The sequence below is a fragment of the Flavobacterium sp. IC2-16 genome (genome assembly GCF_055521455.1).
Map to the genome: position 1 here is coordinate 2,337,167 of NZ_CM145480.1, position 24,564 is coordinate 2,361,730.

Annotated in this window: 31 protein-coding genes; all 31 read left to right on the plus strand. The window is 36.0% G+C overall.

What is annotated here, in order from left to right; genetic code table 11:
• The first annotated feature begins 5 nt into the window (after window positions 1–5).
• Window positions 6–251 carry a hypothetical protein gene (locus ACZ1JT_RS10790; RefSeq protein ID WP_465093834.1) on the plus strand — a complete coding sequence of 82 codons (246 nt, stop codon included), beginning with the start codon at window positions 6–8 and terminating at the stop codon, window positions 249–251.
• A gap of 135 nt (window positions 252–386) precedes the next feature.
• Window positions 387–1,241: a transglutaminase-like domain-containing protein gene (locus ACZ1JT_RS10795; protein ID WP_465093835.1), complete on the plus strand. Its 855-nt coding sequence runs from the start codon at window positions 387–389 to the stop codon at window positions 1,239–1,241.
• 11 nt (window positions 1,242–1,252) lie between these two features.
• A complete protein-coding gene (locus tag ACZ1JT_RS10800; RefSeq protein WP_465093836.1) occupies window positions 1,253–1,489 on the plus strand; it encodes a hypothetical protein in 237 nt (78 codons plus the stop codon).
• A gap of 4 nt (window positions 1,490–1,493) precedes the next feature.
• A complete protein-coding gene (locus ACZ1JT_RS10805; RefSeq protein ID WP_465093837.1) occupies window positions 1,494–2,207 on the plus strand; it encodes a hypothetical protein in 714 nt (237 codons plus the stop codon).
• 11 nt (window positions 2,208–2,218) lie between these two features.
• Window positions 2,219–2,875: a hypothetical protein gene (locus ACZ1JT_RS10810; protein ID WP_465093838.1), complete on the plus strand. Its 657-nt coding sequence runs from the start codon at window positions 2,219–2,221 to the stop codon at window positions 2,873–2,875.
• A gap of 37 nt (window positions 2,876–2,912) precedes the next feature.
• Entirely contained in the window at window positions 2,913–3,476 is a 564-nt protein-coding gene (locus ACZ1JT_RS10815) for a hypothetical protein (RefSeq protein WP_465093839.1), read from the plus strand.
• A gap of 56 nt (window positions 3,477–3,532) precedes the next feature.
• The gene (locus tag ACZ1JT_RS10820) at window positions 3,533–3,907 is read left to right on the plus strand and encodes a hypothetical protein (RefSeq protein ID WP_465093840.1); all 375 of its coding nucleotides are present in this window, start codon (window positions 3,533–3,535) and stop codon (window positions 3,905–3,907) included.
• Between the two features lies 1 nt (window position 3,908).
• Window positions 3,909–4,208: a hypothetical protein gene (locus tag ACZ1JT_RS10825; RefSeq protein WP_465093841.1), complete on the plus strand. Its 300-nt coding sequence runs from the start codon at window positions 3,909–3,911 to the stop codon at window positions 4,206–4,208.
• Window position 4,209: 1 nt separating this feature from the next.
• Entirely contained in the window at window positions 4,210–5,019 is an 810-nt protein-coding gene (locus tag ACZ1JT_RS10830; RefSeq protein ID WP_465093842.1) for a hypothetical protein, read from the plus strand.
• Window positions 5,016–5,210, plus strand: coding sequence for a hypothetical protein (locus ACZ1JT_RS10835; RefSeq protein WP_465093843.1), 195 nt, complete (start codon window positions 5,016–5,018; stop codon window positions 5,208–5,210). The genes ACZ1JT_RS10830 and ACZ1JT_RS10835 overlap by 4 nt, the downstream gene beginning before the upstream one ends.
• 191 nt (window positions 5,211–5,401) lie before the next feature.
• Window positions 5,402–5,899: a hypothetical protein gene (locus ACZ1JT_RS10840; protein WP_465093844.1), complete on the plus strand. Its 498-nt coding sequence runs from the start codon at window positions 5,402–5,404 to the stop codon at window positions 5,897–5,899.
• Window positions 5,900–5,901: 2 nt separating this feature from the next.
• On the plus strand, window positions 5,902–6,324 hold the full coding sequence (locus ACZ1JT_RS10845) for a hypothetical protein (protein WP_465093845.1): 423 nt from the start codon (window positions 5,902–5,904) through the stop codon (window positions 6,322–6,324).
• A gap of 1 nt (window position 6,325) precedes the next feature.
• On the plus strand, window positions 6,326–7,036 hold the full coding sequence (locus ACZ1JT_RS10850) for a peptidoglycan-binding domain-containing protein (protein ID WP_465093846.1): 711 nt from the start codon (window positions 6,326–6,328) through the stop codon (window positions 7,034–7,036).
• Window positions 7,036–7,179 (plus strand): hypothetical protein, encoded by a 144-nt coding sequence (locus ACZ1JT_RS10855; protein WP_465093847.1) that lies wholly within the window; start codon window positions 7,036–7,038, stop codon window positions 7,177–7,179. Before ACZ1JT_RS10850 ends, ACZ1JT_RS10855 begins: the two co-directional genes overlap by 1 nt.
• Window positions 7,179–7,892, plus strand: coding sequence for a glycoside hydrolase family 19 protein (locus tag ACZ1JT_RS10860; RefSeq protein ID WP_465093848.1), 714 nt, complete (start codon window positions 7,179–7,181; stop codon window positions 7,890–7,892). Before ACZ1JT_RS10855 ends, ACZ1JT_RS10860 begins: the two co-directional genes overlap by 1 nt.
• A gap of 10 nt (window positions 7,893–7,902) precedes the next feature.
• A complete protein-coding gene (locus ACZ1JT_RS10865; RefSeq protein WP_465093849.1) occupies window positions 7,903–8,202 on the plus strand; it encodes a hypothetical protein in 300 nt (99 codons plus the stop codon).
• 111 nt (window positions 8,203–8,313) lie between these two features.
• Window positions 8,314–8,856 (plus strand): hypothetical protein, encoded by a 543-nt coding sequence (locus ACZ1JT_RS10870; RefSeq protein WP_465093850.1) that lies wholly within the window; start codon window positions 8,314–8,316, stop codon window positions 8,854–8,856.
• A complete protein-coding gene (locus tag ACZ1JT_RS10875) occupies window positions 8,847–9,317 on the plus strand; it encodes a hypothetical protein (protein ID WP_465093851.1) in 471 nt (156 codons plus the stop codon). Before ACZ1JT_RS10870 ends, ACZ1JT_RS10875 begins: the two co-directional genes overlap by 10 nt.
• A 2-nt stretch (window positions 9,318–9,319) precedes the next feature.
• A complete protein-coding gene (locus ACZ1JT_RS10880) occupies window positions 9,320–11,458 on the plus strand; it encodes an ArdC family protein (RefSeq protein WP_465093852.1) in 2,139 nt (712 codons plus the stop codon).
• Window positions 11,459–11,474: 16 nt separating this feature from the next.
• Window positions 11,475–11,639 carry a hypothetical protein gene (locus tag ACZ1JT_RS10885; RefSeq protein WP_465093853.1) on the plus strand — a complete coding sequence of 55 codons (165 nt, stop codon included), beginning with the start codon at window positions 11,475–11,477 and terminating at the stop codon, window positions 11,637–11,639.
• Between the two features lie 216 nt (window positions 11,640–11,855).
• Entirely contained in the window at window positions 11,856–12,227 is a 372-nt protein-coding gene (locus ACZ1JT_RS10890) for a hypothetical protein (protein ID WP_465093854.1), read from the plus strand.
• Between the two features lie 191 nt (window positions 12,228–12,418).
• The gene (locus ACZ1JT_RS10895) at window positions 12,419–13,291 is read left to right on the plus strand and encodes a DUF3347 domain-containing protein (protein WP_465093855.1); all 873 of its coding nucleotides are present in this window, start codon (window positions 12,419–12,421) and stop codon (window positions 13,289–13,291) included.
• 108 nt (window positions 13,292–13,399) lie between these two features.
• Window positions 13,400–13,648 (plus strand): heavy metal-binding domain-containing protein, encoded by a 249-nt coding sequence (locus tag ACZ1JT_RS10900; RefSeq protein ID WP_465093856.1) that lies wholly within the window; start codon window positions 13,400–13,402, stop codon window positions 13,646–13,648.
• Between the two features lie 91 nt (window positions 13,649–13,739).
• Complete coding sequence (locus ACZ1JT_RS10905) at window positions 13,740–15,029, plus strand: efflux RND transporter permease subunit (protein ID WP_465093857.1); 1,290 nt, start codon at window positions 13,740–13,742, stop codon at window positions 15,027–15,029.
• A 1-nt stretch (window position 15,030) separates the two neighbouring features.
• Window positions 15,031–16,968 carry an efflux RND transporter permease subunit gene (locus ACZ1JT_RS10910; RefSeq protein ID WP_465093858.1) on the plus strand — a complete coding sequence of 646 codons (1,938 nt, stop codon included), beginning with the start codon at window positions 15,031–15,033 and terminating at the stop codon, window positions 16,966–16,968.
• The gene (locus ACZ1JT_RS10915; protein ID WP_465093859.1) at window positions 16,955–18,214 is read left to right on the plus strand and encodes a TolC family protein; all 1,260 of its coding nucleotides are present in this window, start codon (window positions 16,955–16,957) and stop codon (window positions 18,212–18,214) included. The genes ACZ1JT_RS10910 and ACZ1JT_RS10915 overlap by 14 nt, the downstream gene beginning before the upstream one ends.
• Window positions 18,211–19,455, plus strand: coding sequence for a heavy metal-binding domain-containing protein (locus tag ACZ1JT_RS10920; RefSeq protein WP_465093860.1), 1,245 nt, complete (start codon window positions 18,211–18,213; stop codon window positions 19,453–19,455). Before ACZ1JT_RS10915 ends, ACZ1JT_RS10920 begins: the two co-directional genes overlap by 4 nt.
• Before the next feature lie 2 nt (window positions 19,456–19,457).
• Window positions 19,458–20,678 (plus strand): efflux RND transporter periplasmic adaptor subunit, encoded by a 1,221-nt coding sequence (locus ACZ1JT_RS10925; protein ID WP_465093861.1) that lies wholly within the window; start codon window positions 19,458–19,460, stop codon window positions 20,676–20,678.
• Window positions 20,679–20,727: 49 nt separating this feature from the next.
• Window positions 20,728–21,282 (plus strand): AAA family ATPase, encoded by a 555-nt coding sequence (locus ACZ1JT_RS10930; RefSeq protein WP_465093862.1) that lies wholly within the window; start codon window positions 20,728–20,730, stop codon window positions 21,280–21,282.
• Window positions 21,283–21,284: 2 nt separating this feature from the next.
• Window positions 21,285–21,776 (plus strand): hypothetical protein, encoded by a 492-nt coding sequence (locus ACZ1JT_RS10935; protein WP_465093863.1) that lies wholly within the window; start codon window positions 21,285–21,287, stop codon window positions 21,774–21,776.
• A 30-nt stretch (window positions 21,777–21,806) separates the two neighbouring features.
• Window positions 21,807–24,521, plus strand: a complete 2,715-nt coding sequence (locus tag ACZ1JT_RS10940; protein ID WP_465093864.1) for a cation-translocating P-type ATPase — start codon at window positions 21,807–21,809, stop codon at window positions 24,519–24,521.
• Window positions 24,522–24,564 lie beyond the last annotated feature (43 nt).

Here is a 24,564-nt window from a genome sequence, read left to right on the forward strand (position 1 = left end):
GCACAATGAGAGATAAGAAACCGATGCCAAGTGCTGTCACCAAATCAGAACTGGTCAGTATGTATTTAAAAAACAAGATGAGTGAAGCCACCATCAAAAAAGCCGTGAATACCATAATCGAAGCTAAAATAAAAGAAGTGCAGAAATGTGAATATTCAATAGGGATGCACACCGTACCGCCTGATATTTTAGAAGAATTTGTTGCCATTTATGGTTTGCCAGTCGGCTATTATTTAGAAGATGATGATTGATAGCAATTGCAATTGTTCCGAAAAATAATTGCAATTAAATTGAATCAGTCGAAATCACCACTAACCCCCGTCAATCAGCCTGACGGGGGTTTTTTATTGTAAACCTTTGTCATGTAAAAGTTAGAGAATTAGCAAATGACGAAAGATGAAATCAACTTAATTCTAAAGCGCAGGATAAAAAAAGGTGACGAGTTTAACCATTTAATCGAGAAGCCCAAAAACCAAAAGATAAAACTGAAAAAAGGCGATACGTTTTATTCGGTTGCCATGATGAAAGTATGGGTTGAGAATTTTTACAAACAGGTTGCCAAGCTATCACAGATTTTGAAAGGTCAGACCCTAAAAGAGACGTGTGACAAGATCCATTACTTTCTATACTATGACATACAATATCAAGCTGACGGGGTTACGCAGAATTTAAGAAGTCCTGCAAACAGTTGGTTTAACCGTAGAGAGGGAATTGACTGTAAAAGCTATTCGATTTTTGCCAGTTCGGTTTTAATGAATTTAGGGATTAAGCATTACATCAGGCAAATCAAACAGCCCAATTTTAATCCGAGACAGTACACACATGTTTACGTGGTTGTGCCAACGGACCAAGAGAGCGGGAAATTAGAAAAAGGTCACTCAATAATTGACGGGACAATTGCCAGTAACAAAGAGCCGAATTATACCGATAAAAAAGATGTTTTTATGAATCAGAAATTGCCACACATCGGGCTTAATTGTCCTGCACCAAAAAAGAAAGGTTGGTATGTTACAAAGAAGCCTTGCACCAAAGCTTACGAGTTATACGATTTTGCTAGAAGTGCTGAACAAGCAAAGAATATGTTAGAATCATTAGGAGCTGTTGCAATCGCTCACAAATCTAACAGCGAGGGAGGAGTCTATAATATCTATGTAAAAAGCAATAGTGTTTACGGTAGCAAAAGAGGACTTAAAGGAGCATTAAAAAAGACAAGTCCCACTAGAGGAAGATTTCCATTTTAATAATTGAGAGTATGATAATATTAGAAGAACACACAGGCTTGAATGCGGGATTGAACAGGGGCCTTTTTAAGAAACTGAATTTCAAAAATGTTGCAAAAATGGCATTTGCACCGCATCTACTCATTCCAAAGAACAAAAGAGGAATGCTTATCAAAGGAGCATTAGCACCACACACTTTGATAAAGAAGAATCAAAGAAATCGATTAATCAAAGGAGTATTCGCACCCCACACACTTTTAAAAAGATAGGTATATGTTAATATTAGAAGAACACACAGGCTTAAATGCAGGTCTGAATCGAGGACTTAAAATAGGCAAAATGCTTAAAAAGAACGTGAGGTTAAAAAACGTGTCTATCAAGAACGCTGTTAAAGTGGGTAAAAAGATAGTTCCGATTGCTTCTATGGCTATGAGCATTATTCCTGGAGGCGGTATAGTAAGCAAAGTGCTTGATAGCAAAGTCGGCAAGATATTAACCAAGGTTAAAAGCAGTAAAGCCATAAAATTAGCTACAAAATTAGGCAAGAGCAAAGTCGGCAAATTTGCGATAAACAATGTTGTAAAGCCAACGATTAAAAATGCCTTTGCAGGCAATCAGCCACAGCCTGCTTACAACGAACCACAGCAAATGGAAGCTTCCGAGCCAGTTGAAGTGATGCCAAATGCAACTCCTACACCAGCGCAATTAGAAACCATTGCAGAGGTAAAAGGAGTTCCGGCGGAATCCTTATCTACAGGCACACCAACTGGCGAGGCAGTTCCAAACGATGTGCAGATTGAAACCCTTTCAAATATCAAAGATATTCCCGTGCAGAATTTGAAAGAAGAAGTAAAAGCACAAAAGGAAACCGCCCAAATCGAGAGCGGGACAACTCCAACGGATAAACCAAATTATACTATTCCAATTGTCATTGGTGCGGTAGCGGTTGGCGGAATCCTTTTAGCCACAAGTTCAAAAAGTAATTAATAAACATAGAAATGAAACAAGAGTTAATAACAATCAGTTCTGCCGTTGTTGTAGGCGCTCTCTCAAGAGGTCTTACAGGCACTATGACCGAGACATCTTCCAACACGGTAAAAAGTGTTGTTAATGGAGCAGTTGCAGTTGGTGCCGGATTTTTAGCGGTAAAAGTAAACGGAAGCGATACCAAAAGCTCGCTTTTGAGAGGTTCGGCAATTGGTGTTTCCATTGCCCACGGTCTGGAATTAGTGAAGAATATTTTTTCGTCTGAAAAAATAGCTTCCAAGCTAAATCCTGAAACAACAATCGGAAGATTTATGCAAAAGACAGCAGGTCTTTCAGGTGCGGTAAATGGATTGCAAGGCTATATCGATGCTTACGGAAACTATCACGAAGATGGTTTAGGTGGTTACATTGATATCAATGGCAATTATGTAGAAAACGGTTTAAACGCTTATGAAGGAGATGGTTTGGGAGGTTACGAAGAAGATGGTTTAAACGGATATTTTGATGAAGCTGGAAACTATCACGAAGATGGTTTAGGAGGCTACATTGATGTTAACGGGAACTATGTAGAAGATGGCTTAAGTGGTTATGAAGATGATGGTTTAGGAGCTTATGAAGATGACGGCTTAGGAGCATACATCGACGAAAACGGAAACTACATTTTGTAACCCACAACAAGAAGTAAAATTAAATTCATAAAGAAAAATGGAAAATAGAAATCCACAATTGCAAAGGGCAATTAAAGTTTTAGGAGCAAGACAACGTCAAAACAATCAAGTTGCAAGACCACAAGCCACAAAATTAGTAGATAAGACCTTTTACCTTAATGTAAAGGTTGATGGTATGAGTGGTATTAATGAACTCGTTGATGCCAACACGAAAAAAGTAGTGGGTATTACCAATTTTGATGGTAATCTTTTGAATTCTGGTCGTGATGTGGTTATTGATGCAATTCGTGTGCAGTTTACCACTAAAGGACAAAGAATTGAAAGTGCCGATTGGCAAAGTAGAGATACACTTCCAGCAGAATTACAGAATGCTGATTTGAGGCTGATTCAGACTAATGATATGCTCATTGATTTACCGCTTACTGATATTCAAAATTTTAAAAATGAGGATTACCGTCCCATTGCGACAACTCCACTTTTAAGAGCTAAAGAGGAGTTTAAATTGGAATTGGAATTCCCAAAAGGGGTTACCGTTCCAATAAAAGAAGGAATGCCAATGTTTCTCAGATTGGAATTTAGAGTAACTGAAGCTAAAAAGTAAAAGAACAAATAAAAGCCGAAGTCATAACGGCTACGGCTTTTTAAATCTTTAAAAGTATGCGACAAATTCAACATGTAGTAAAGGCAACCATAAGACCAGGAGAAAGTAATACTTCAGAGAACTTTAAACTTCCAATCGGATTTACGACAGGAGTAGCTGTGTACACCAACGGTGTAGAAAAAAGCATCAGTGCAATGGCATCCATTGAAATGAAAGACGATAACAGTATTGCTATCATCCCTTCGGTTCACATTGATAACTGGAGACAATCAAACGGTGGCGAATACGAAAAGAGTTTTAAGCCTTTGAATTTCGACACAGGTAATAAGGATTATTCACTCATTTTCGCTTTGGACGAACCTCTAACTGGTAATGTCCCATTGAAATTTCATGTAGTGTTTTTATATAACAATAACATTAAAAAAGTATAGCATGTTTGTAGAATCTGCTTTTATAACAAGAGAGTTTAGAGAAGAGCAAATTCCCATTTTAGAGGGAGTTACCTGCCTTTTGGTTGTAAATACAGGAACTACAATTGCAATTATCAACGGTATTACTATTTACCCAACACAGAAGCAGATTTTAATTCCTCCTGATGGCACTTTTTCAAAGGTAAAATTAGAGGTCAATTATATAGCAAGCGAGGTGACTAGTGACCCAATATTGATAAAGCGAAGCGCTAGCGGAAATGAACGAAACAGGATTTTACTTATCTACAAAAAACTAATTTAAAATGGAGCAATTAGATGATTTGATGGATAAACTGGCAAGCGATAAATTTTGCGCTGTTACGGTTTACGACAGGACTACCTCAAAGCCTATTTTTCGTAACATGACCCATGAACAGTTAAAAAATGATTATGGCACAAGTGAAGAATTCTTTGAAAAACTCTACAGTGACGGTTTTACCAAACTCACTATTCAGGAGAAGCGTAAAAATGGAGTAAACGCTTTCAAAATTGAAGGAGACCCTTTTGATGTAACTTTTGGCGAGGTTCAGTCTAAATCAAAAGACACTGAGGACGAACCAAAACAAACTTCAAAAAAGAAGAAGAAAAAGAAAAAGAGTGCCGGTCTGATGGGTTTGGGAATTGCTGACATCTTCGACTTGAAATTACAAGCTCGTGATCGTGATGAACTGGCTAGAAAATTGGAAGAATCTGAAAAATACAATCGGGAACTTAAAGCTAAAAATGAAGAGCTCACAGAGGAGAAATTACAAAGAAAATATACCAAAGAGAGTAACGATAGTCTGAACAATATGCTTTTAGGAGTAGTAAAACAAGCTCCACTCATCTTAAAGGGTTTAGGGTTTAATGTACCTGTTGAAAGTGGTGGTTTGTCAATGGCTTCTCCTGAAGATTTGGAAGATGAGAATTACTCGGATGTTAAAAAGGCATTTTTGGAAATTATCAGAACCCTTGACAATGATACTATTACTCTTCTTTCAGTCATTTATCAGAAAATCAACGAGAAATCTGAAAACAACATTTTCTCTCAGGAATTATTCGGGCTATTACAAAAACATCAAATGTTAGTATGAGTATAATAAACATAAAAACAAAGGAAACCAACCCTTTCAAGGTTCAGAAAAAAACAAAGCTGATTCAGGAATTATCCGATTTGGATAACGAGGTTTTGGAAAAACTGGTGGAGCTGAAGAAATCCAAAAAAGCCATTGCAATGGTTACCGATGCCCAGAGTTGGCAAACTATCAAAGAGTTCATAATGTAGAAAGTTGGAGTAGCCCGTCCTGTATGCTCCATTTGCAGACGGGCGAAACAATGATAAAGCATAGGTGTAGGCATTGCCCTTTTTAAGAGAGTAAAGATGAATCGAGAAGTGTAAAATGCCCCAACAACTGGGGCAACTCTTTAAAATGCTAAAAATGAAATTGGGAGCAATACTACAGCCAAGAAATGAATATGAAAAGACAAGGTTTACATAATCCCGCAGTACTTACAGCAGTAGCTTCATCCCCACAGGGACAAAAAGTGATTGCAACAACCCTTGAGAATACAAGTGCAGGAGTAAATGCCACAGTCTCTATAGTTAAAGGGGTTTTGAAAATGGGACTTTTTTTGGGTGTAGGTTACTTTGCCTACAAGAAGATTTTTAACGGTTTTTCACCTCTGAAAGAGAACAAAAGAGATAGACCGAGTAATATCTCAACAGGAATGGCAAAGAATAAAGCCGAAGCGATTTACAGTGCAATGTATGGGGTTGGAAACGGTTTTAAATCAGTAAAGCAAAATCTTATGGGAGTTAATCCTAATGGATTTGTGAGAATCCATAATGCATTTGGGCTTAGAAAAGGAATCAACCCCCTATCCAAAAAAATGACTTTGATAGAATGGTTTGGTGACCAGTTCAGTCAAAACGAACTGATGGAATTACGCTTTTTAATCCCCAACTTTTTTTAACCATGGACAGTTCAAAATTACTGCCTATCTCGATTAGTGTAGCGGGATTAGGAATACTGCTTTTTGCCATAGCACAGGCAAATAAAGATAAAAATGGAAATGCTTATCTGAATCAAGGAACCGTAGAAGACAGCTTTAATGCTAAAGAAATAGCCACCGTGCTTTATGATGCGATGAAGGAAGCCAACTTTACAAATACAGAGAAACGCAAAACCATTTTTACCACGCTCACTGGAGTAAGCCAATCACAATTTTCATGGGTGATTAAAGCCTTTGGTAGCAGGTATTATAATACTCTTACAGGTAACACCTATTTCGCCTTATGGCAAACTCCTGTAAAACATCCTTTGAAGGTTTGGCTCAAAGAGGAATTAAGCGACAGTGATTATAAATTATTGAAATCAAATTATCCAAAATACTTATAAAATGACCACAGAAGATAAAATATGGATTGGTGGCGGTATAGCTCTTGCAATAGGTGGTGGCATTTATTATTTCGTTCAAAAAAACAAGAATGATAATGAAATCAGTCAAGAAGTCGAAGCGGATTTAAGCAATGAAACCTTGCCTGTAGCGACTCCGAAACCTATACGAACACCATCAATGGCAACCGCTCCAATTGTTTCTGTTAAAACGGTTTCAGAACCACCGGTTAGAAGCGCTGATACGTTTAGATATAGTCTCGGTCAGGAAGTGATGGCTTCAGGTTTTAATGGAACAAAGACCTACGATGCCCGGAAAATGGCAGACGGGAATTACACTAGTGAGGGAATCAGAAAGGCTACTTTCAAAAAAGGGGATAAAATCGGTAAAATCATTTGGGTCGGTAAAAGACCTGATGGCACGTATCGCTATGTAGCTCAAAGAAATGGAGCGTTTATGAATGATATTTATTGGATTCCTGACCACAGCGTAATAAAACCTGTTGGAAAGATTTTGTCAACTATCCAAGCGGTTACTGAAACTTCAGGAATCGACAAGACTATACTTCTTAAAAAAGGTAGTAAAGGCATGGAAGTAAGAACACTACAAGCTTTATTAAAAGTCAAGGTGGATGGTGATTTTGGAAGAAATACTGAGAATGCTCTTTTTACACAAAAAGGAATAAAACAAATCAGACTTAAAGACTGGAGGTAATGAATGCAAGTACAGGAGTATGGATTGGTTTAGGCGTATTGGGCGCAATCATTATCGCTTCAATGAGTGATGAAACTAAACCCAAAATAGAATCCAAATCAAATGAAAAGCCCAATGTTGAACCTAAAAAAGTACAGTTGTAATGGAATTTTTATTATCAAATAGTACACCCTTTTTAAAAGTTTTTAAAAAGTATGCCATCAATACTCCTAAGCGAGTTGCGCATTTTTTGGCGCAACTTCACGAGGAATCAGGAGGATTCATTAAGCTTTCTGAAAACTTGAATTACACTCCTGCTGGACTGATTGAAACTTTTGGAACGAATCAGATTTCGGTTACTCAAGCTAATCTGTACGGAAGGACTGCTAAACGCAAAGCTAATCAGGAAGCCATCGCTAATATTGTGTATGGTGGAAAGTGGGGAAAAGTAAATTTAGGGAATACGCAAGTTGGTGATGGTTGGCGTTTTAGAGGACGTGGATTAATCCAACTCACAGGCAGAGTAAACTATCAGGCCTACAAGGATTATTCAGGTGTAGATGTAATTACCAATCCTGATTTAGCTTCACGCCCCGATATAGCCATTGATATTGCAGGTTGGTTTTGGAGTGTGAGATACAAACTTAATCCAATCGCCGACACCAATAATATCACATCAATTACCAAAAAAATTAACGGAGGGCTTACCAATTTTTCCGAAAGAGTCAAGCAACTTAATTATTACACGGGCATTGATACACTTGGAATATTAAAAAAAAAAGCGAGTCCGAAACCGGTCAAAGCGAAGAATAAATCTATTTATAGCTACTACAACCCTTTTACTAGGGTGCTCGATTTTGGTTCTAAAACTAAATAAAGGATAAAATATGTTACCGATAGAAACCATACTAAACTATTTCTTGGGTTCGACCACCCTGATTTCAATATACATTGCTTGGAGGTCAAGGAACTCCGAACTAAAGAAAACGGAAGCTTCTGCATTGGAAGCTATTGATTCGATTTACACAAAAATGTCAATCGTAACAGATAAGAAATTTGAGGAAATGCAGCGGATTATCGATGAAAACACCATTGAAATTGGAAACCTTAAAGAGCAATTACAGGAATATCAAAAACGATGTGCCGGCTGTTTGAATAACAAGGGAAATGAAAAGAAAAACCTTTAACAGAATTATTGGAGCTTTGAGTGTGTATTATGAAATCAATTTGTTTCAGGTAATAGAGGTTTCTGAACTACTACTCTTTGTTATAAAAATCTACTTAAAAAAATCAAAATCATGAAAAAGTTAATCCAATATATCGTCCTAATTATTATTTCCAGTATGCTTTTTACTGGTTGTTCTTCAGCTAAAAAACTGAAACAGGAAAACACTCTGCTTAAAAGTGAAATTCAGAAAAGGGATAGTATCAAAAGTACAGTTGTTAATCAAGCAATTGATGATAAACTGATTACCCAAATAACGCAAAGTCAAACAGGAAATGCAGTTTTTGATAGTTTAGTTAATACCAAGGTAGATGAAATATTATCCAAGCTAAACACTTCCAAAAATTCAGGAGATAACGGCTATAAACTTATTTACGACAAGCTTAAAAAACAGTTGGAGTTTTATGCCCGGATTGCCCAAACTCAAAGCGAAAACACGGCGGTAAAGAATGAAAAAATAAAGACGATTATTCAAGTTAAAAAGATTCCTGTTTTAGTGGAAAAGCCACTCTCAAAATTGGAAAAGTTTTTAATGGGATTAGGGATTTTGGCTTTATTCTACATTGGGTTTAAAATAGTAATCCTAATCAGGAAAAAAACAAGCGTATGGGCATAAGAGCAAAACATATCGTAATCACAGGAGCTTTATTAGGCTTTGTAGTATTATGGTACACAAGTAAACTCAATAAATGGAAAGAAACAATGAAAAAATTAAAAGCATTACCTACTGGAATTAGAAATTTCGATATCAATTTCAAACGGATGCGCTTTAATTTGGATGTTACAATCTACAATCCAACAAGCGATAATTTTAGCCCTGATGGAGTTGTTGCCACTGTTAAGCGAATTATCCTCAAAGATAAAACCGCCAAGCGAATTGCAACAATCACAGTTAATAAATCCTTTTTATCCATTCCTGCTAAAGGAAAACATGTACTAAAGGATCTGATTGTAGAAATTCCAATACTGGAGAATATTTCCAATTGGCAAAACCTTTTACAGATTAAAAGTATAAAAGACATTCAGACTGAAACCATTTTGGGTGTTTTAGGGAAAGAGTATTCAATAATAAAGTAAGCATGGATTTAATAACTTCATTTAATAATCTTAACGGTAAGACAGTAAAACGTTCCGTTTTAAAATTCCTCTTGACAAGAGCTAGAAAGCAAAAGCATTCGTCTATTACAAATCGCATTAGTAAAGTTTTGAAGCAAAACAATGATATGCTTTTTACTATTGAGATAATCGATTTTGTTGAACCTACTGGACTTAGTGGAGCTGAGCAAAGAATCATTCTTCCAACATTGGAATACATATCCGAAGAAGATACTGAAGGCGGACTTAATGGTGTTTCTCCTGATGATATTTACAGCTACATCACAGATTTGATAATCAATACGATTGAGAAAGTTGGGCATTTGCCTTGGCAAAAAGATTGGGTGGGCTCAGGTGCTGATGGAGCAGCCAAAAATTATGTAAGTAAGAAAGAATATACCGGAGCAAACTTCCTTTTGAATTTCGATATAAAATTTGATAAAGATGGCAAAGGTTATTTAGTGCCGATAAAATTTATACATCCGTATTATTTAACGTTCAATCAGATTAAAGAGACAGGTGCAAGTCTAAAGAAAGACAGTAAAGCAAGGCGAGTGATTTATTATACAATGATTTTCAGTTTTGATAGTGGTGTTTTGCAATTCAAAACTACCGACAGGGAAAAGTTCACCGAATTTGTAAAATCCAATGGTTTAACCAAGGAAGATTTAAGAGAACATCTTACTAAAATTCCTGTAATTAAGTATTACAATGTTTTCAAAGCTGACGATTGCACCGGTTTGAAGTTTCCTGAACCGACAGGTAATAAAAATGTGAATCCGATTGAACAGGCACAAAGTCTTATTGACGGCTATAAAGACCCACCTACATATACTTTTGTTGGGGATAGAGCCTATTATCAACCTTCAACGGATAAACTCAACATGCCCAATATCAAGGCTTTCAAAAAAGAAGCTTCGTATTACTGTACTTTTTTTCACGAACTAACTCACTCAACAGGAGCAAAAAAGCGACTCAATAGAGATATGACGGGAACATTTGGCAGTAAGCCTTATGCTTTTGAGGAACTCATTGCGGAACTCGGAGCGGTCTTTATGTGTTCGGAGGCAGGAATATTATTTCAAACTAAAGAGAACTCGGCTAAGTATCTTAAAAATTGGAATACTGTTTTGGTGAGCGAATTAGAAAATGACAACCGCTTTTTCTTGAAAGCTTCAGCTCAATCTCAAAAAGCAGTCAATTATATTTTAGGTAGAAATACGGAAAACGAAGAAGTAGAAATACTTAAAGAAGAGATTAAGAAAGTTGCATCGAAAAGACCAGGAAAGAAAAAGGTAAAAGCGAAAGTTGTCAAAGGCAAAAAAGTAGGGCTTTCTGCCTCATTGGGAGTAAGTATTGATGTTGCACCAACAGAAAAAATAGAGAAAAGTAGAATTGCTCCAGAAAGAGTAAAAAAAGTAACTCCAAGTAAAGACAAAAGTCTTAATGAACTTGAAAAACTTGGTTTTATTTCGGCTAATTCTGCACCACAAGAGGCTAAAGATGTGTTTGTATTGGGCGGAGAAATTGGGAAGTTTTTACAAAAGCAGCAGCCTCATAAAGCTCTAATCCTGATAAAAGGAAATAAGCACAGTTCTAAATCGCAATTGGCCATGCAGATTGCAAATGCTTTTGGTGAAGCACAAACTCCAGTAGCTTACATCGATTATGAACAAGGAGGAATTGAGAGTAAAGATACTGTAGATAGTATCAACAGAAATACTACTGAAGATGGGAGAAAATACATAGCCATAAAAGGCTATTTAGAAAATCCTTTTGAAGAATTACAAGGATTTTGTAAAGTGGTTAAAGTCATTATTGCGGATTCGGTTACAGATTTGAAAATCACAGCCGACCAACTTAATTACTTGCGCACCAAATACCCTAAAATCATTTGGTGTTTTATCTCTCAAGTAAAGGAAAATGGTGCAATGTACGGAGGTAATAAAATGGCTCATAATCCGACTTCAGTAATTCATTGCTCCTCGCATCCCGACCCGAAACAGCGGTTTGCTACACTTGAGAAAAACAGAGGTAATGACCTTACTTTAAAATACTCGATGTACTACAAAAAAGTAGTGAACAAGCCTAAAAAAAAGAAATTATCATTTAAAGTAAAATAACTTAAAATCAGAAATCATGGAGACAAAAAAAGGAAAATCAAAAGGAAAAAAAAGAATCTCAGCTAAAAAACTTTGTAGCGGGGTAATTAAACGTGAGGGAGTAAAAAGAGACGGAACTCTGAAAAAGGGTTACCGATATGTCAAAGGAGGCAGAGTTGTAAAAGCTAAAGCAAAGAAATAGTTTTTGATTTGGGTTGAAGGGAAAGCCGTGTTGCAGGAATGTAATACGGCTTTTTTATGAAAATGAAGTGTTAATGATTAAACTTAAAACAATAGTAAGGATTATTAAATTAATGAGAATACTCAACTTGGATTATAAACCAGCATGAGCTTTTTTACAATTATTTAATACAAATTGATTTAAATTGTATAAATTTGTTTTTGTTATTCAGCGCAAATGAAAAAGTTTCACTTGGTTTTAATCTTTGTATTAGGCATTTTTTTAATGCCCAGCGAAGCATTTGCATGTGGTAAAGAAAACGTAAAAAAAGAAAAATCCTGCTGTAGCAAAGAAAAATCAGAAACTAAAACTGAGAAAAATTCATGCTGCGATAAAGATAATCACTCTGAAAAGGAATGCGGTGGTAAATGTGGTAATTCAAATTGCACATCCGCTTCCAGTTCACATTTTAATCTAATTGCGTTCAACGAAATTGAAATCAAAAGCAACCTTTGTGTTGTAAATGATAAAAAACAACGATTTTTTCACAATGAAGTCAATATTTCATCTGGCTTCCATTCTTTATGGCTTATACCTAAAATAAGCTAAATCTCTTTTTTGACAGCCATTAGTGTGTCAAATCCATAGCTATAAGCTATAATTTTCAAACAGTTTAATGAATGATTTTCTATACCTTTTTAGGTGTGGTTAAACGTATTTGTATTCCCTAGCTGTTTATTTACCCAATTTTATTTTATCAATTAATCAGAGAATTCTTTGATTACAAACATTATTTAAAGATGAAAAATTCATTTAAAAAAATAATGATAGCAACTTTTGTATTGCTATCAATTACAATCAATGCGCAAATAAAAAATGCTAAAACAGAAACAGTTAAGATATCTGGTAACTGTGGTATGTGTGAGGCGACTATCGAAAAAGCAGGCAGTTTGAGTAAAGTGGCAAAAGTAGATTGGGACCAGGATACGAAAATGGCAATAGTAACCTATGATGCCAAAAAAACAAATCAAGATGAAATACTAAAGAAAATTGCATTAGCTGGGTACGATAGTGATAAATTCCTTGCCCCTGATGATGTTTACAATAACCTTCATGGCTGTTGTCAATACGACAGGGTTGCTAAAGTTCCCGTAAAAGAAACCACTAATGCTATGGCATCCAATGAAGACCATTCAGCTCAGAATAATCATAATGAACCTTCAGTAGTTGAAAATCAAAATGAAAATCAACTTAAGTTGGTTATTGATAATTACTTTTTGGTAAAGGATGCCTTAATTACTTCAGATGGTAACGCTACGGCAACAGCTTCAAAGGGACTATTAGCAGCCATCAATAATGTGAAAATGGACAAATTGGAAATGGATGTTCACATGGTTTGGATGAAAGTTGTAAATCAAATTAAAGAAGATGCAGAGCACATTACTAATACTAAAGACATCAAGCACCAACGTGACCAATTTACTACTTTATCAAAAGACATCTATACATTAATTAAAGCAGCAAAATACGAAGTACCGGTTTACTTTCAGTTTTGTCCTATGGCTAATGATGGCAAAGGGGCAAATTGGTTAAGTAAAGAAAAAGCAGTCCGAAATCCTTATTATGGTTCCATGATGTTAAGCTGTGGAAAAACGCTTGAGACAATTAATTAGTCTTACCCTATAATAGGCTAAATTACAAGGGATTGTCCAATTATATTGTCAAATAATATTTGTACTTTTAATAATAAAATTAATACATAATTTAAATCTAATAAGAATATGAAAAATATAATCTATTCAGCCATATTAATGGTGTTCGTAATGACTTCCTGCAACCAAAAAAACAAAGAGGCAGAAACTAATAATTCAGAAACCATGCATCACGATTCGACTATGGTGGATCACGACGATAAAGCAATGGGAAGCGATTCAAAAATGTATGCCTGTCCAATGCACCTGGAAGTTACTGGTAAAAAAGGGGATAAATGCACGAAATGCGGCATGGACCTGACCGAAGAAGTCAAATAATAGCTCGTAAATCAATCCAGTTAGTTAAATAAGGCCTGCCAAAGCTTCAGGGATTTTGTAGGTCTTCCTAACTGACAAACACTAAAATAACATGGTCGAAAAATTGATTTCATTTTCCTTGAAAAACCGATTTATTGTACTGCTTGTGGCGGCCGGTTTATTTGGTTGGGGAATATACAGTGTTCAGCAGAATCCTATTGATGCAATCCCTGATTTATCAGAAAATCAAGTGATTGTTTTTACGGAATGGATGGGAAGAAGTCCGCAGGTAATCGAAGCACAAGTAACCTATCCTTTGGTTTCTAATCTTCAGGGGATACCCAAAGTTAAAAATATACGCGGAGCTTCCATGTTTGGGATGAGCTTTGTCTATATCATTTTTGAAGATAATGTGGATACCTATTGGGCAAGAACCCGGGTATTGGAAAGATTAAATTATGCCCAGCGCTTACTTCCACAAGATGTTGTCCCAACGTTAGGTCCTGACGGTACAGGAGTAGGTCATATTTTTTGGTATCATTTTGAAGCCAATGGAATGGATTTAGGTGAGCAAAGAGCTTTGCAAGACTGGTACGTGAAATTTGCATTGCAAACAGTTCCTGGTGTAGCCGAAGTAGCTTCTTTTGGAGGTTTCGAAAAACAATACCAACTGGTGTTGGATCCGCTCAAAATGCAGTATTATAACGTCAGCATGATGGAAGTTATGAATGCTGTAAAGTCAAATAATAACGATGTCGGAGGTCGAAAATTCGAAATGAGCAATATGTCTTACATCGTAAGAGGTTTAGGATATATAAAGAATATTAAAGATGTCGAAGATACTACCATAAAAAATTACAATGCAGTTCCCGTACATGTAAAAGATATTGGCTCGATACAAATGGGTGGTGATTTGCGATTGGGAATTTTTGACGAAAACGGAAAAGGAGAAGTAGTTGGCGGAATTGTAGTAATGCGTTACGGCGAAAATGCCGACAAAGTAATACATGCTGTAAAAGAAAAAATGAAGGAAGTCGAAAAAGGTTTACCGGAAGGCGTTTCATTCAAAACGTCCTACGACAGAAGTGAACTGATAGAAAAAGCAATTGCATCAGTTAAAGGAACGCTAATTGAAGAAATGATAGCTGTATCTCTTGTGATCCTTATTTTTCTTTTTCACTGGAGGAGTGCTTTAATTATCCTTATACAGCTTCCAATATCCGTAGCGGTTGGGTTTATTTTACTTGAGGCTTTCGGTATATCTTCCAATATTATGTCATTAACGGGTATCGCTCTGGCTATCGGGGTGGTTGTCGATGATGGTATTGTAATGGTGGAAAATTCATATCGAAATATTTCGGAGAAACAGGAAGAAATACTTAACAGTAAAGAATCGGAATAAGATGAAAGAGAAACTATTAAAAATATTCAAAAAGGAACAGGATCCATTATCTCAAGAAGAAAAACTAAAGATAATTGAATCATCCTCAAAATTGGTGGGACCAGGTGTTTTTTATTCAACAATAATTGTAATTGCATCTTTTTTACCGGTGTTTCTTCTCACGGGAATGGAAGGAAAACTTTTTAGCCCCTTAGCGTATACAAAGTCCTTTATTCTTATTGTCGATGCTTTTTTGGCAATCACATTAACACCGGTACTAATTAGTTTTTTACTCAAGGGGAAACTCCGGCCGGAAGAAAAAAATCCAATCAATAGCAAACTGGAAGCAATTTATACACCTATACTAACCTTTTGTCTGAAATGGCGTAAAACAATATTAGGTTTAAATATTGCTGCATTATTAATTGGAGTGTTGATGTTTACCCGTTTAGGCTCAGAATTCATGCCTCCATTAGATGAGGGTTCCATTTTATTTATGCCGGTAACATTACCTGATGTGTCAAATTCTGAAGTAAAAAGGATTTTGCAAGTACAGGACAAACTAATAAAATCAGTGCCCGAAGTCGACCACGTTTTAGGAAAAGCGGGTAGGGCGAACACGGCCACCGATAACAGTCCGATAAGCATGATTGAAACTATTATTTTGTTAAAACCTGAAGCAGAATGGCGAGAAGGCAAAACAAAAAATGACATTATCACTGAAATAAATAATAAACTGCAAATTCCGGGAGTAACAAACGGTTTTACGCAGCCTATTATCAATCGTATCAACATGCTTTCCACCGGTATCCGAACAGATGTTGGGATAAAAATTTACGGTGCAAGTTTAGATACTATCGATGTTTTATCTCAAAAAATCAAGAAAACGTTGGAAGGTACTTCCGGAGTAAAAGATTTATATGCAGAACCCATCACAGGAGGAAAATATATAGACATTGAAGCAAAACGAGACGTTATTGGCCGATACGGACTTTCTATTGATGATATCAATAACGTGGTCGAAGCGGCTATTGGCGGAATGAAACTTACGACAACCATTGAAGGAAGACAACGCTTCTCTGTAAATGCAAGATATGCTCAGGAATACAGAAATAGTCTCGATGCTTTAAAAAAATTACAAGTACAAACCATGCAATATGGCCCAATTCCGTTAGAAACGGTTGCCGATGTTAAGATAAGTGATGGACCTCCCATGATTAACAGTGAAAATGCGATGCTTCGAGGGAGTGTATTGTTTAATGTTCGGGAACGTGATTTAGGTAGTACGGTAAAAGAGGCACAGAAAAAATTAAACGCCATGATGACCAAAATGCCGAAAGGATACTATGTGGAATGGAGCGGACAATGGGAAAATCAAATCAGAGCTAACAAAACATTGAGTTTGATATTGCCTATAGTTGTAGTTATTATTTTCCTAATTCTGTTTTTTACCTATCATTCCATGAAAGAAGCATTAATCACTATGATAACAGTACCATTTGCATTAATTGGTGGAATCTTTACGGTCTATTTTTATGGAATCAATTTGTCAGTAGCAGTGGCTGTAGGTTTTATTGCATTGTTTGGAATGGCTATAGAGACAGCAATGTTAATGACCATTTATTTGAATGAATCTATGAACAAAATGGTTGAGAAATACGGAAATAGCAAAGAGGTTATCACCGAAGAAATATTGAGACAATATATTATTGATGGATCAGCCAAAAGGTTGCGACCAAAACTAATGACTGTTTCGGTTTCATTATTTGGTTTGATACCTATTCTTTGGGCAACTGGAACAGGTGCCGATGTGATGCTTCCTATTACTGTCCCGCTTATTGGCGGCACAATTACGTCAACTATTTATGTTTTATTAGTAACCCCTGTTGTTTTTGAAATCGTAAAACTTCGTGAACTGAAAACAAACGGTAAAATAGAAATTTTAGATGCTAAAGAATAAGTATTATATAGCAATAGGCTGTTTGGTTTTAAGCTTTACCTCAAGTAACGCTCAAACAGTTTCTTTGGATGAAGTTTTGAAAAAGATTGAAACCAATAATCCACAATTAAAAATGTATGATGCCGACATTCAAAGTATGGAAGCAGCTGCAAAAGGAGCCAAAAGCTGGATGCCACCACAGGTTGAAACAGGTTTCTTTATGACACCCTACAATACTAAAATGTGGAAGGCTGATGAAATGTCACCCGGAATGGGGTCTTATATGTTGGGAGTCACGCAAATGATTCCGAATGCCAAAAAGCTGAACGCCGATTTTAAGTATATGAGCGCAATGTCTTCTGTGGAAAAGGAGAACAAAAACTATACGATTAATCAGCTCAATGCTTTGGCGAAAACAAACTATTTCCAATGGCTTGTTTTGAATAAGAAGATAAAAATTGCCAATGATAATTTACTTCTTTTAGACTACATGATTAAAAGCATGGAGATACGCTATCAATACAACATGGATAAATTGCCAACGTACTACAAAGCAAAATCGCAATACAGTGCCTTACAGAGCATGATTGTTATGTTGCAAAATGACATAGCACAAAAACGAATTGTGCTTAACATGCTGATGGCAAGAGATAAAAATATTGTATTTGATATTGATACGACCTATAAACTAACCGATTTCAATCTGATAAAATCCGATACAACACAGCTTTCCCAAAACAGAAGTGATATTAAGGCAATTGAAAAAACAATGGCATTAAATCAGCTGAAAATAGAAGCTGAAAAGACAAAGTTTTTACCGGAGTTTGGAGTTAAATACGACCATATGTTTGCTTTTGGGAAGCAACCACAACAATTCTCTTTAATGGGAATGGTTACCATCCCAATGCCTTGGTCAACCAAAATGAACAAAGCCAACATCAGTAGTTTTCAAATTAAAAATGAAAGTCTTAATTGGCAAAAACAAATGATACTGAATGAAGCGTCAGGAATGATTTCCGGAATGCAAACCGAACTGACAACCCTCAAAAAACAGTATGATATTGCCGAGAGAAATATTATTCCTGCCTTGCGTAAAAACTACGACACGGCTATTATAGCCTGGCAAAATAATACCGGAGATTTGTTTGTGGTACTCGATGCCTGGGAGGCGTTAAATATGGCGCAAATGGATTCGCTAGATAAATTACAGGCCATTTTGGCAACACAAGTTGAAATTGAAAAACAACTGGAAACTAAAAAATTATGAACCGATATTTAAAATACAGTTTACTAACCATTGTGATTTTAGCGATTGGATTTGCAATCTATTATTTTGCAACCAAATTGGATAATCATTCCGGTCACGAACAACAAGCAGCAATTTATACCTGCCCGATGCACCCAGAGATTATTCGGGACAAACCCGGAAATTGTCCTATTTGCGGAATGACTTTAGTAAAAAAGGTAACAAACAATCATACAGAAGAAAGTAATTCGATTGAAAATGTTTTAAAACCAACGGATAATTTTATTGTCGGAAATTTTCAAACAACGACTGCAAAAGACACAACGATAAGCAGTGAAATCAATTTACCCGGCATTGTAGCTTACGATCCAAATTCTTTTGTAAACATTGCAGCAAGAGCTAGTGGAAGAATTGAAAAAATGTACGTGAATTACAAGTACCAAAAGGTAAATAAAGGGCAAAAACTTTTTGATTTGTACAGTCCCGAATTACTTACGGAGCAGCAAAACTTCATTTATTTAATTTCAAATGATGCAGCTAACACTTCAATTGTCGAAGCTTCAAAACAAAAATTAAAGCTCTATGGTATGAGTGGGAGTCAAATTAATGCATTAATAACAACTAAAAGGGCAAACCCCGTAATTTCAATTTATAGCCCTGCGTATGGAATAATTGATGCAACAGAAACTATGGATGTCAATAGCAATTCGATGTCTAATGCAAGTGCTACTTCTGAAGTATTAAATGTTAAAGAAGGGAATTATATAAAAAAGGGAGAAACTGTTTTTAAATTAGTCAATACCGATAAAGTATGGGGTGTTTTTAATGTATTACAAGGATATAGCGGATTACTAAAGATGGACCAACCCATTTCTGTTACAACAGAATTAGATGAAACTTCCAATATTAATGCTCGTATAAATTTCATAGAAACTCAGTTTAGCGCAACAGATAAGTCTAATAGAATCAGGGTGTATTTAAACAACAATAGCTTAAAGCTACCTATAGGTTTACGTTTGCAGGGTAAAATAAAAACAAACCCGATTGGAGGGACTTGGTTGCATAAACAAGCTTTCGTCAGTATTGGAAATAAGAAAATAGTTTTTGTCAAAATGAACAACGCCTTCAAGGCTAAAGAAATAAGAACGGGAATTGAAATGGGAGAATATATTCAAGTTATCAACGGGATTTCTGTTCTTGATGTTATTGCCAAAAATGCACAGTATTTAATAGACAGTGAAAGCTTCATTAAAACCGAGTAAAAATGAAAAAGATGATAAAATACGGTATTACAGTACTACTATTATTCATAGTGGTAATTGCCTGTAATACTAAAAATAAAGAAGACCATTCAGGACATGATATGGGGAAAGAAACTACTTTCTACACCTGTTCGATGGATCCACAAGTGAAAGAAGACAAACCCGGAAAATGTCCTATTTGCCATATGCCTTTAACTCCAATAAAAAACAGCGACACCAATGCAAACGAAATAAGTCTGAGCAAACAGCAAATACAACTGGGAAACATTACCACGCAAACTATTGCAGCAACCCAAAACAATTTAGAACAAAGTTATACGGGAGTTTTAACAATTAACCAAGAGAAGATTAATACCATTTCAGCCAGAGCAATGGGACGTATTGAAAAGCTCTATTATAAAACGATTGGAGAATATGTCAGTAAAAATGATGCCTTGTACTCTTTGTACAGTGAAGACATAGCCATAGCCAAACAGGATTATTTTACGGCGTACAAACAGCTTTCTATGCCGGGCGATTTTGGAAAGAACGCTCAAAATATGCTTAATGCGGCCAAACAAAAACTTTTGTTCTTCGGGTTGTCAAATGCTCAAATTGAAAACATTAAAAGCAATAAGGTAATTTCACCCTATACAACCTTTTTCAGTACCACAACCGGCTATATTTCGGAGGTAATGGCAACTGAAGGAAGTTATATGATGGAAGGTTCCGCTATAATTAAATTGGCTGATTTAAGCAATCTTTGGCTCGAAGCACAAGTAAACGTAAACTATGCAAAAAGCCTTCACCTTGGACAAAATGCCAAAGTTTCTTTTACTGATTTCCCGGATAAAACAATCGATGCGAAAGTTACGTTTATCAATCCCGAAATTAATCCCGATACCCGATTGATTTTAATACGACTGCAAGTGCCTAACCGAAATTCACTATTAAAGCCGGGTATGCAGGGTATCGTTAAACTAAACCAATCCAATATAAAAGGGCTTTTTATTCCGGTGGATGCGGTTATCAGAGAGCAAAATGCCTCTTACATTTGGATAGAAAAAAGTCCGGGGGTATTTGAAAATCTTATGGTGGAAACGGGAATAGAAACCAATGGATTGATAGAAATTAAATCAGCGATTGATGCTTCAAAAAAGGTTGTAATTACTGGGGCATATTCCATAAACAGTGAATACAAATTCCGAAAAGGGACAGACCCAATGGAGGGAATGAAGATGTAAAGACGCACTAAGTTATTGTAAGTAACACAAACAACATTAATACTAAATAATGAAAACAAATAGTATCGATAAACCCAACAAACAAACAAATTGGTATGTCATTACAGGCGGTCCAAGCTCGGGTAAAACCAGCACTGTCAATGTACTGAAAGAAAGAGGGTATATAACGACTTTTGAGCATGCACGCCATTATTTAGATACCCAACGACTGAAAGGAAGAACAATTGAAGAAACAAGAAAAAACCAAAGAGAATTTCAATTGGGAGTTTTGGATATGCAGATTGAACAAGAAAATGAAATTGCAGTAAACGTTCAGGTGTTTCTAGATAGAGCAATTCCGGACGCTCTTGCCTACTATCGTTTTCTAAACTTATCGGTAGATGAAAAGTTAGCTAAAGCAATGGAAACGGTTTCTTATAAAAAGATTTTCATTCTCGACCCCCTTCCATTAAAAAATGATTATGCCCGAAATGAAGACGAGCAGGCACAAAAAAAAATTCATGAGTTAATTACCGAAGTTTACGAATCCTTACCCTTTCCGGTAGTTCATGTTCCTGTACTTCCTTTAGAAGAAAGAGTGGATTTTATTTTAAATAATCTTTAGTGATGAAAACAGTATCAAAAAGCATTATGATTTATTCAACTCCTGAGATGGTATTCAATCAAATGGATGATTTTTCAAAAACAGGAATGCATATGAGTCAAAGTTCCATGATGATGATGGGGAGTAAACTAAAGTTAGAGCAACTTTCGCTAAACTCAAATGGAGTTGGAGCAAAATATCATTGGTATGGAAGTATGATGGGATTGACTCTTGATTTCACACAGCATGTTACTAAATGGGAACCTCCTAAATGGAAGGAATGGGAAACGGTTGGAGAAGCAAAAATTATCATTATGTCCTGGTATCGCATGTGGTTTGAAATTTCTAAAGCGGAAAATGGAACCATCGTAAACCTCTTTATCAGTTACTTACCACCTAAGGAATGGTACAATAAAATTCTTTCGCTACTATTGGTGAGAATATATTGCTGGTGGTGTTTAAAAAATATGTTGGAGGATACTAAAAAATGTTCGGAAGCAGAAAGAGCACGTTGAGTTTATAGCTTTTACTAAAAATGATAAATAATGGAATTTTACAAAGGCAATATCGAGGATACAATAGAAATGTTCGGCAGCAATGCTGAAAAAGGCCTTGGCGAAAAAGCAATCCTGTCTGCAAGAGAAAAATTTGGTGCTAATAGTCTAAAAGTAGTAAATAACCGAGGTGTTTTAAAAATCCTTTTCGGTCAGTTCACCAGCCCGCTCATTATCATTTTAATAATCGCTTCCATGGCTTCTTTTTATCTGAATCAGCCAAGAGATGGCTTAATTCTTTTGATAATTGTTGTAATGAATGCACTGATTGGTTTTTATCAGGAGTGGAAATCAGAAAACATCCTCGCTTCAATCAAAAAACTAGTAGTCAACAAATGTAATGTAATCAGAGAAGGGAAACCAATCGAAATAATTACGGAGGATCTTGTTCCTGGCGATATTGTATTGTTATATGAGGGTATAGGTATACCTGCTGATATTCGGTTAATTAAGTCAAATGAGTTTAGTGTAAATGAATTTATTATTACAGGCGAATCATTAGCAGCCTCCAAAGATTTCTCATTCACATCAGATAAGAGCATTCCAATTACTGAAAGAAAAAATTGTGTATTCATGGGCAGTTCAGTAGCAAGAGGTGATGCAAAAGGTATTGTTTGCGCGACTGGAATGGAAACAGAGATTGGAAAGATAAGTTCGTCATCACAAAAAATAAAATCAACAGAAACCCCTATTGAAAAAGAAATCAAAGATGTAGCAAAGAAACTTACTTATGTCACAATAATTATAGGTATTTCCCTTTTCGGGACTCGTTTAATTCTGAATGATTCAATAGCTGTGGCACTTGTTTTTTCTATCAGTGTTGCTGCTGCTATGGTACCGCAAGGGTTACCTGCTCAGATATCTGTAGCGCTATCACTTGCAGTAGGGAGATTGGCTAAAAAAAATGCAATCGTAAAAAAAATTGCCTCAGCACAAACATTAGGTTCGGCCACCATAATTGCCACCGATAAAACCGGAACCATAACAAAAAACGAAATGACAATAACGAGCTGTCATTTCAATGGTAGTCAGTTTAGTATTTCAGGTTTAGGTTACATTCCAAATGGAGAAATCCGGAATGAACAAGGGCAGATTCTGAAAAAAGAATCATTAAACGATAACAAATTATTCTTTCTATCGGGATTTCTCTCGTCAACAGCTAAAGTAAACCCACCGGATAAATACCATTCGGGATGGTATTGTATTGGCGATCCCACGGAGGCATCCTTCGCAACATTAGCGATGAAGGCGGGCTTTGATTTGGAAGAAATCGACAAGGATAATCCCGAAGTAAAAATATTTTCGTTTGATTCCTTTCGTAAGAGGGCATCCGTCATAAGAAAGTATGACAGCAAAACCATCTCCTTTGTTAAAGGGTCTTTAGAATCGATATTGGAAGCTTCAACGAAAATTATAGAAAATGGAAACATAAAAGAATTTTCAGAAATAAATAAAAAGCAACTGCTAAATACGTCCACAGCATTTGCCGAAAATGAACTGCGAATAATTGCCATTGCATATAAAGAGCTTGACGATAAAGAAAATTATACAATCATTGACGCAGAACAGGATTTGATTTTTTCGGGTTTTGTAACCATGTTAGACCCGCCTCATGAAGAAGTAAAAGCGGCAATTAAATCTGTTTTTAAAGCACAATTGAAAGTGTTTATGATTACCGGAGATAATGAAGTGACAGCCAAAGCCATTGCAAAAAACATCGGATTGATGAATGAAAACAACATGTTTCCCGAGGTGATAAATGGCACTTCATTGCAAAAAATGAGTGATAAAGAAGTCTGCGACACTTTCAGTAAACGAGCCTTGATTTTTTCAAGAGTTTCTCCTGATGATAAATTTCGTATCGTCGATTTACTTAAAAAACAAGGTGAAATTGTAGCGGTAACGGGGGATGGAGTAAATGACACCTTGAGCTTAAAACGTGCGGATATAGGGGTTGCCATGGGGTTTAATGGTTCAAAGGTAGCACAGGAATCAGCAAATATTATTTTGTTGGACGATAATTTTTCCACCATAGTAGTAGCAATAAAAGAAGGGAGAACAATTTTCAGAAACCTGGAAAAGACAATCAAGTCAAACCTTTCTTCTAATATAGCAGAATTAACTTGCGTGTTAGCAGGGTTTGTCGGTTTGTATTGGAATATTGCCACTCCCATATTAGCAGTGCAAATTTTACTAATTGATATGGTTGGTGAAATGCTACCGCTTTTAATGCTTACTTACGACCCTCCCGAACAACGAATTATGGAAATTAAGCCACGTAATCCTAATGATAAAATACTAACAAAAGAAAATATGGTTGGGATTCTTATTAATGGAATGGTCATCGGTCTTACAGCATACATGGCGTTCCTTGCAGAATATTTTCACAACCATCATTTATCCAATCATTATGAAAAAGCCATAACGGTTACATTCGTGTCAATTGTATTTGGACAATATGCCAATATACTCTCTAGGAGAACCTACGGACCGGCTTTGGGCAGCTATTTATTTTCAAATCCTAAACTTTTATTGGCATTTGCGATTTCTGTTACTGCAATACTACTTATAATATATGTTCCTGTTTTAAGTCTCTATTTTCATACTTCGCCTTTATTACTTATAGATTGGTTATTTCCATTAATGTCGGGAGTGGTTTGTTTGTCAGTATTCGAGTATCGTAAGAAAGGAAAGCTGCAACAATAAACATCACTGTATTGAAATCGAAATGACTATCAAATAATTTTAA

Excerpts from the sequence above, each read along its gene's own strand:
- ACZ1JT_RS10875 (WP_465093851.1), top strand. The coding sequence starts at position 8,847 with ATGGGCATAAGAGCAAAACATATCGTAATCACAGGAGCTTTATTAGGC.
- ACZ1JT_RS10905 (WP_465093857.1), top strand. The coding sequence starts at position 13,740 with ATGGTCGAAAAATTGATTTCATTTTCCTTGAAAAACCGATTTATTGTA.
- ACZ1JT_RS10840 (WP_465093844.1), top strand. The coding sequence starts at position 5,402 with ATGAAAAGACAAGGTTTACATAATCCCGCAGTACTTACAGCAGTAGCT.
- ACZ1JT_RS10855 (WP_465093847.1), top strand. The coding sequence starts at position 7,036 with ATGAATGCAAGTACAGGAGTATGGATTGGTTTAGGCGTATTGGGCGCA.
- ACZ1JT_RS10830 (WP_465093842.1), top strand. The coding sequence starts at position 4,210 with ATGGAGCAATTAGATGATTTGATGGATAAACTGGCAAGCGATAAATTT.
- ACZ1JT_RS10910 (WP_465093858.1), top strand. The coding sequence starts at position 15,031 with ATGAAAGAGAAACTATTAAAAATATTCAAAAAGGAACAGGATCCATTA.
- ACZ1JT_RS10810 (WP_465093838.1), top strand. The coding sequence starts at position 2,219 with ATGAAACAAGAGTTAATAACAATCAGTTCTGCCGTTGTTGTAGGCGCT.
- ACZ1JT_RS10805 (WP_465093837.1), top strand. The coding sequence starts at position 1,494 with ATGTTAATATTAGAAGAACACACAGGCTTAAATGCAGGTCTGAATCGA.
- ACZ1JT_RS10920 (WP_465093860.1), top strand. The coding sequence starts at position 18,211 with ATGAACCGATATTTAAAATACAGTTTACTAACCATTGTGATTTTAGCG.
- ACZ1JT_RS10890 (WP_465093854.1), top strand. The coding sequence starts at position 11,856 with ATGAAAAAGTTTCACTTGGTTTTAATCTTTGTATTAGGCATTTTTTTA.
- ACZ1JT_RS10835 (WP_465093843.1), top strand. The coding sequence starts at position 5,016 with ATGAGTATAATAAACATAAAAACAAAGGAAACCAACCCTTTCAAGGTT.
- ACZ1JT_RS10865 (WP_465093849.1), top strand. The coding sequence starts at position 7,903 with ATGTTACCGATAGAAACCATACTAAACTATTTCTTGGGTTCGACCACC.
- ACZ1JT_RS10845 (WP_465093845.1), top strand. The coding sequence starts at position 5,902 with ATGGACAGTTCAAAATTACTGCCTATCTCGATTAGTGTAGCGGGATTA.
- ACZ1JT_RS10880 (WP_465093852.1), top strand. The coding sequence starts at position 9,320 with ATGGATTTAATAACTTCATTTAATAATCTTAACGGTAAGACAGTAAAA.
- ACZ1JT_RS10885 (WP_465093853.1), top strand. The coding sequence starts at position 11,475 with ATGGAGACAAAAAAAGGAAAATCAAAAGGAAAAAAAAGAATCTCAGCT.
- ACZ1JT_RS10925 (WP_465093861.1), top strand. The coding sequence starts at position 19,458 with ATGAAAAAGATGATAAAATACGGTATTACAGTACTACTATTATTCATA.
- ACZ1JT_RS10870 (WP_465093850.1), top strand. The coding sequence starts at position 8,314 with ATGAAAAAGTTAATCCAATATATCGTCCTAATTATTATTTCCAGTATG.
- ACZ1JT_RS10815 (WP_465093839.1), top strand. The coding sequence starts at position 2,913 with ATGGAAAATAGAAATCCACAATTGCAAAGGGCAATTAAAGTTTTAGGA.
- ACZ1JT_RS10935 (WP_465093863.1), top strand. The coding sequence starts at position 21,285 with ATGAAAACAGTATCAAAAAGCATTATGATTTATTCAACTCCTGAGATG.
- ACZ1JT_RS10900 (WP_465093856.1), top strand. The coding sequence starts at position 13,400 with ATGAAAAATATAATCTATTCAGCCATATTAATGGTGTTCGTAATGACT.
- ACZ1JT_RS10790 (WP_465093834.1), top strand. The coding sequence starts at position 6 with ATGAGAGATAAGAAACCGATGCCAAGTGCTGTCACCAAATCAGAACTG.
- ACZ1JT_RS10820 (WP_465093840.1), top strand. The coding sequence starts at position 3,533 with ATGCGACAAATTCAACATGTAGTAAAGGCAACCATAAGACCAGGAGAA.
- ACZ1JT_RS10825 (WP_465093841.1), top strand. The coding sequence starts at position 3,909 with ATGTTTGTAGAATCTGCTTTTATAACAAGAGAGTTTAGAGAAGAGCAA.
- ACZ1JT_RS10930 (WP_465093862.1), top strand. The coding sequence starts at position 20,728 with ATGAAAACAAATAGTATCGATAAACCCAACAAACAAACAAATTGGTAT.
- ACZ1JT_RS10895 (WP_465093855.1), top strand. The coding sequence starts at position 12,419 with ATGAAAAATTCATTTAAAAAAATAATGATAGCAACTTTTGTATTGCTA.
- ACZ1JT_RS10850 (WP_465093846.1), top strand. The coding sequence starts at position 6,326 with ATGACCACAGAAGATAAAATATGGATTGGTGGCGGTATAGCTCTTGCA.
- ACZ1JT_RS10860 (WP_465093848.1), top strand. The coding sequence starts at position 7,179 with ATGGAATTTTTATTATCAAATAGTACACCCTTTTTAAAAGTTTTTAAA.
- ACZ1JT_RS10940 (WP_465093864.1), top strand. The coding sequence starts at position 21,807 with ATGGAATTTTACAAAGGCAATATCGAGGATACAATAGAAATGTTCGGC.
- ACZ1JT_RS10795 (WP_465093835.1), top strand. The coding sequence starts at position 387 with ATGACGAAAGATGAAATCAACTTAATTCTAAAGCGCAGGATAAAAAAA.
- ACZ1JT_RS10800 (WP_465093836.1), top strand. The coding sequence starts at position 1,253 with ATGATAATATTAGAAGAACACACAGGCTTGAATGCGGGATTGAACAGG.
- ACZ1JT_RS10915 (WP_465093859.1), top strand. The coding sequence starts at position 16,955 with ATGCTAAAGAATAAGTATTATATAGCAATAGGCTGTTTGGTTTTAAGC.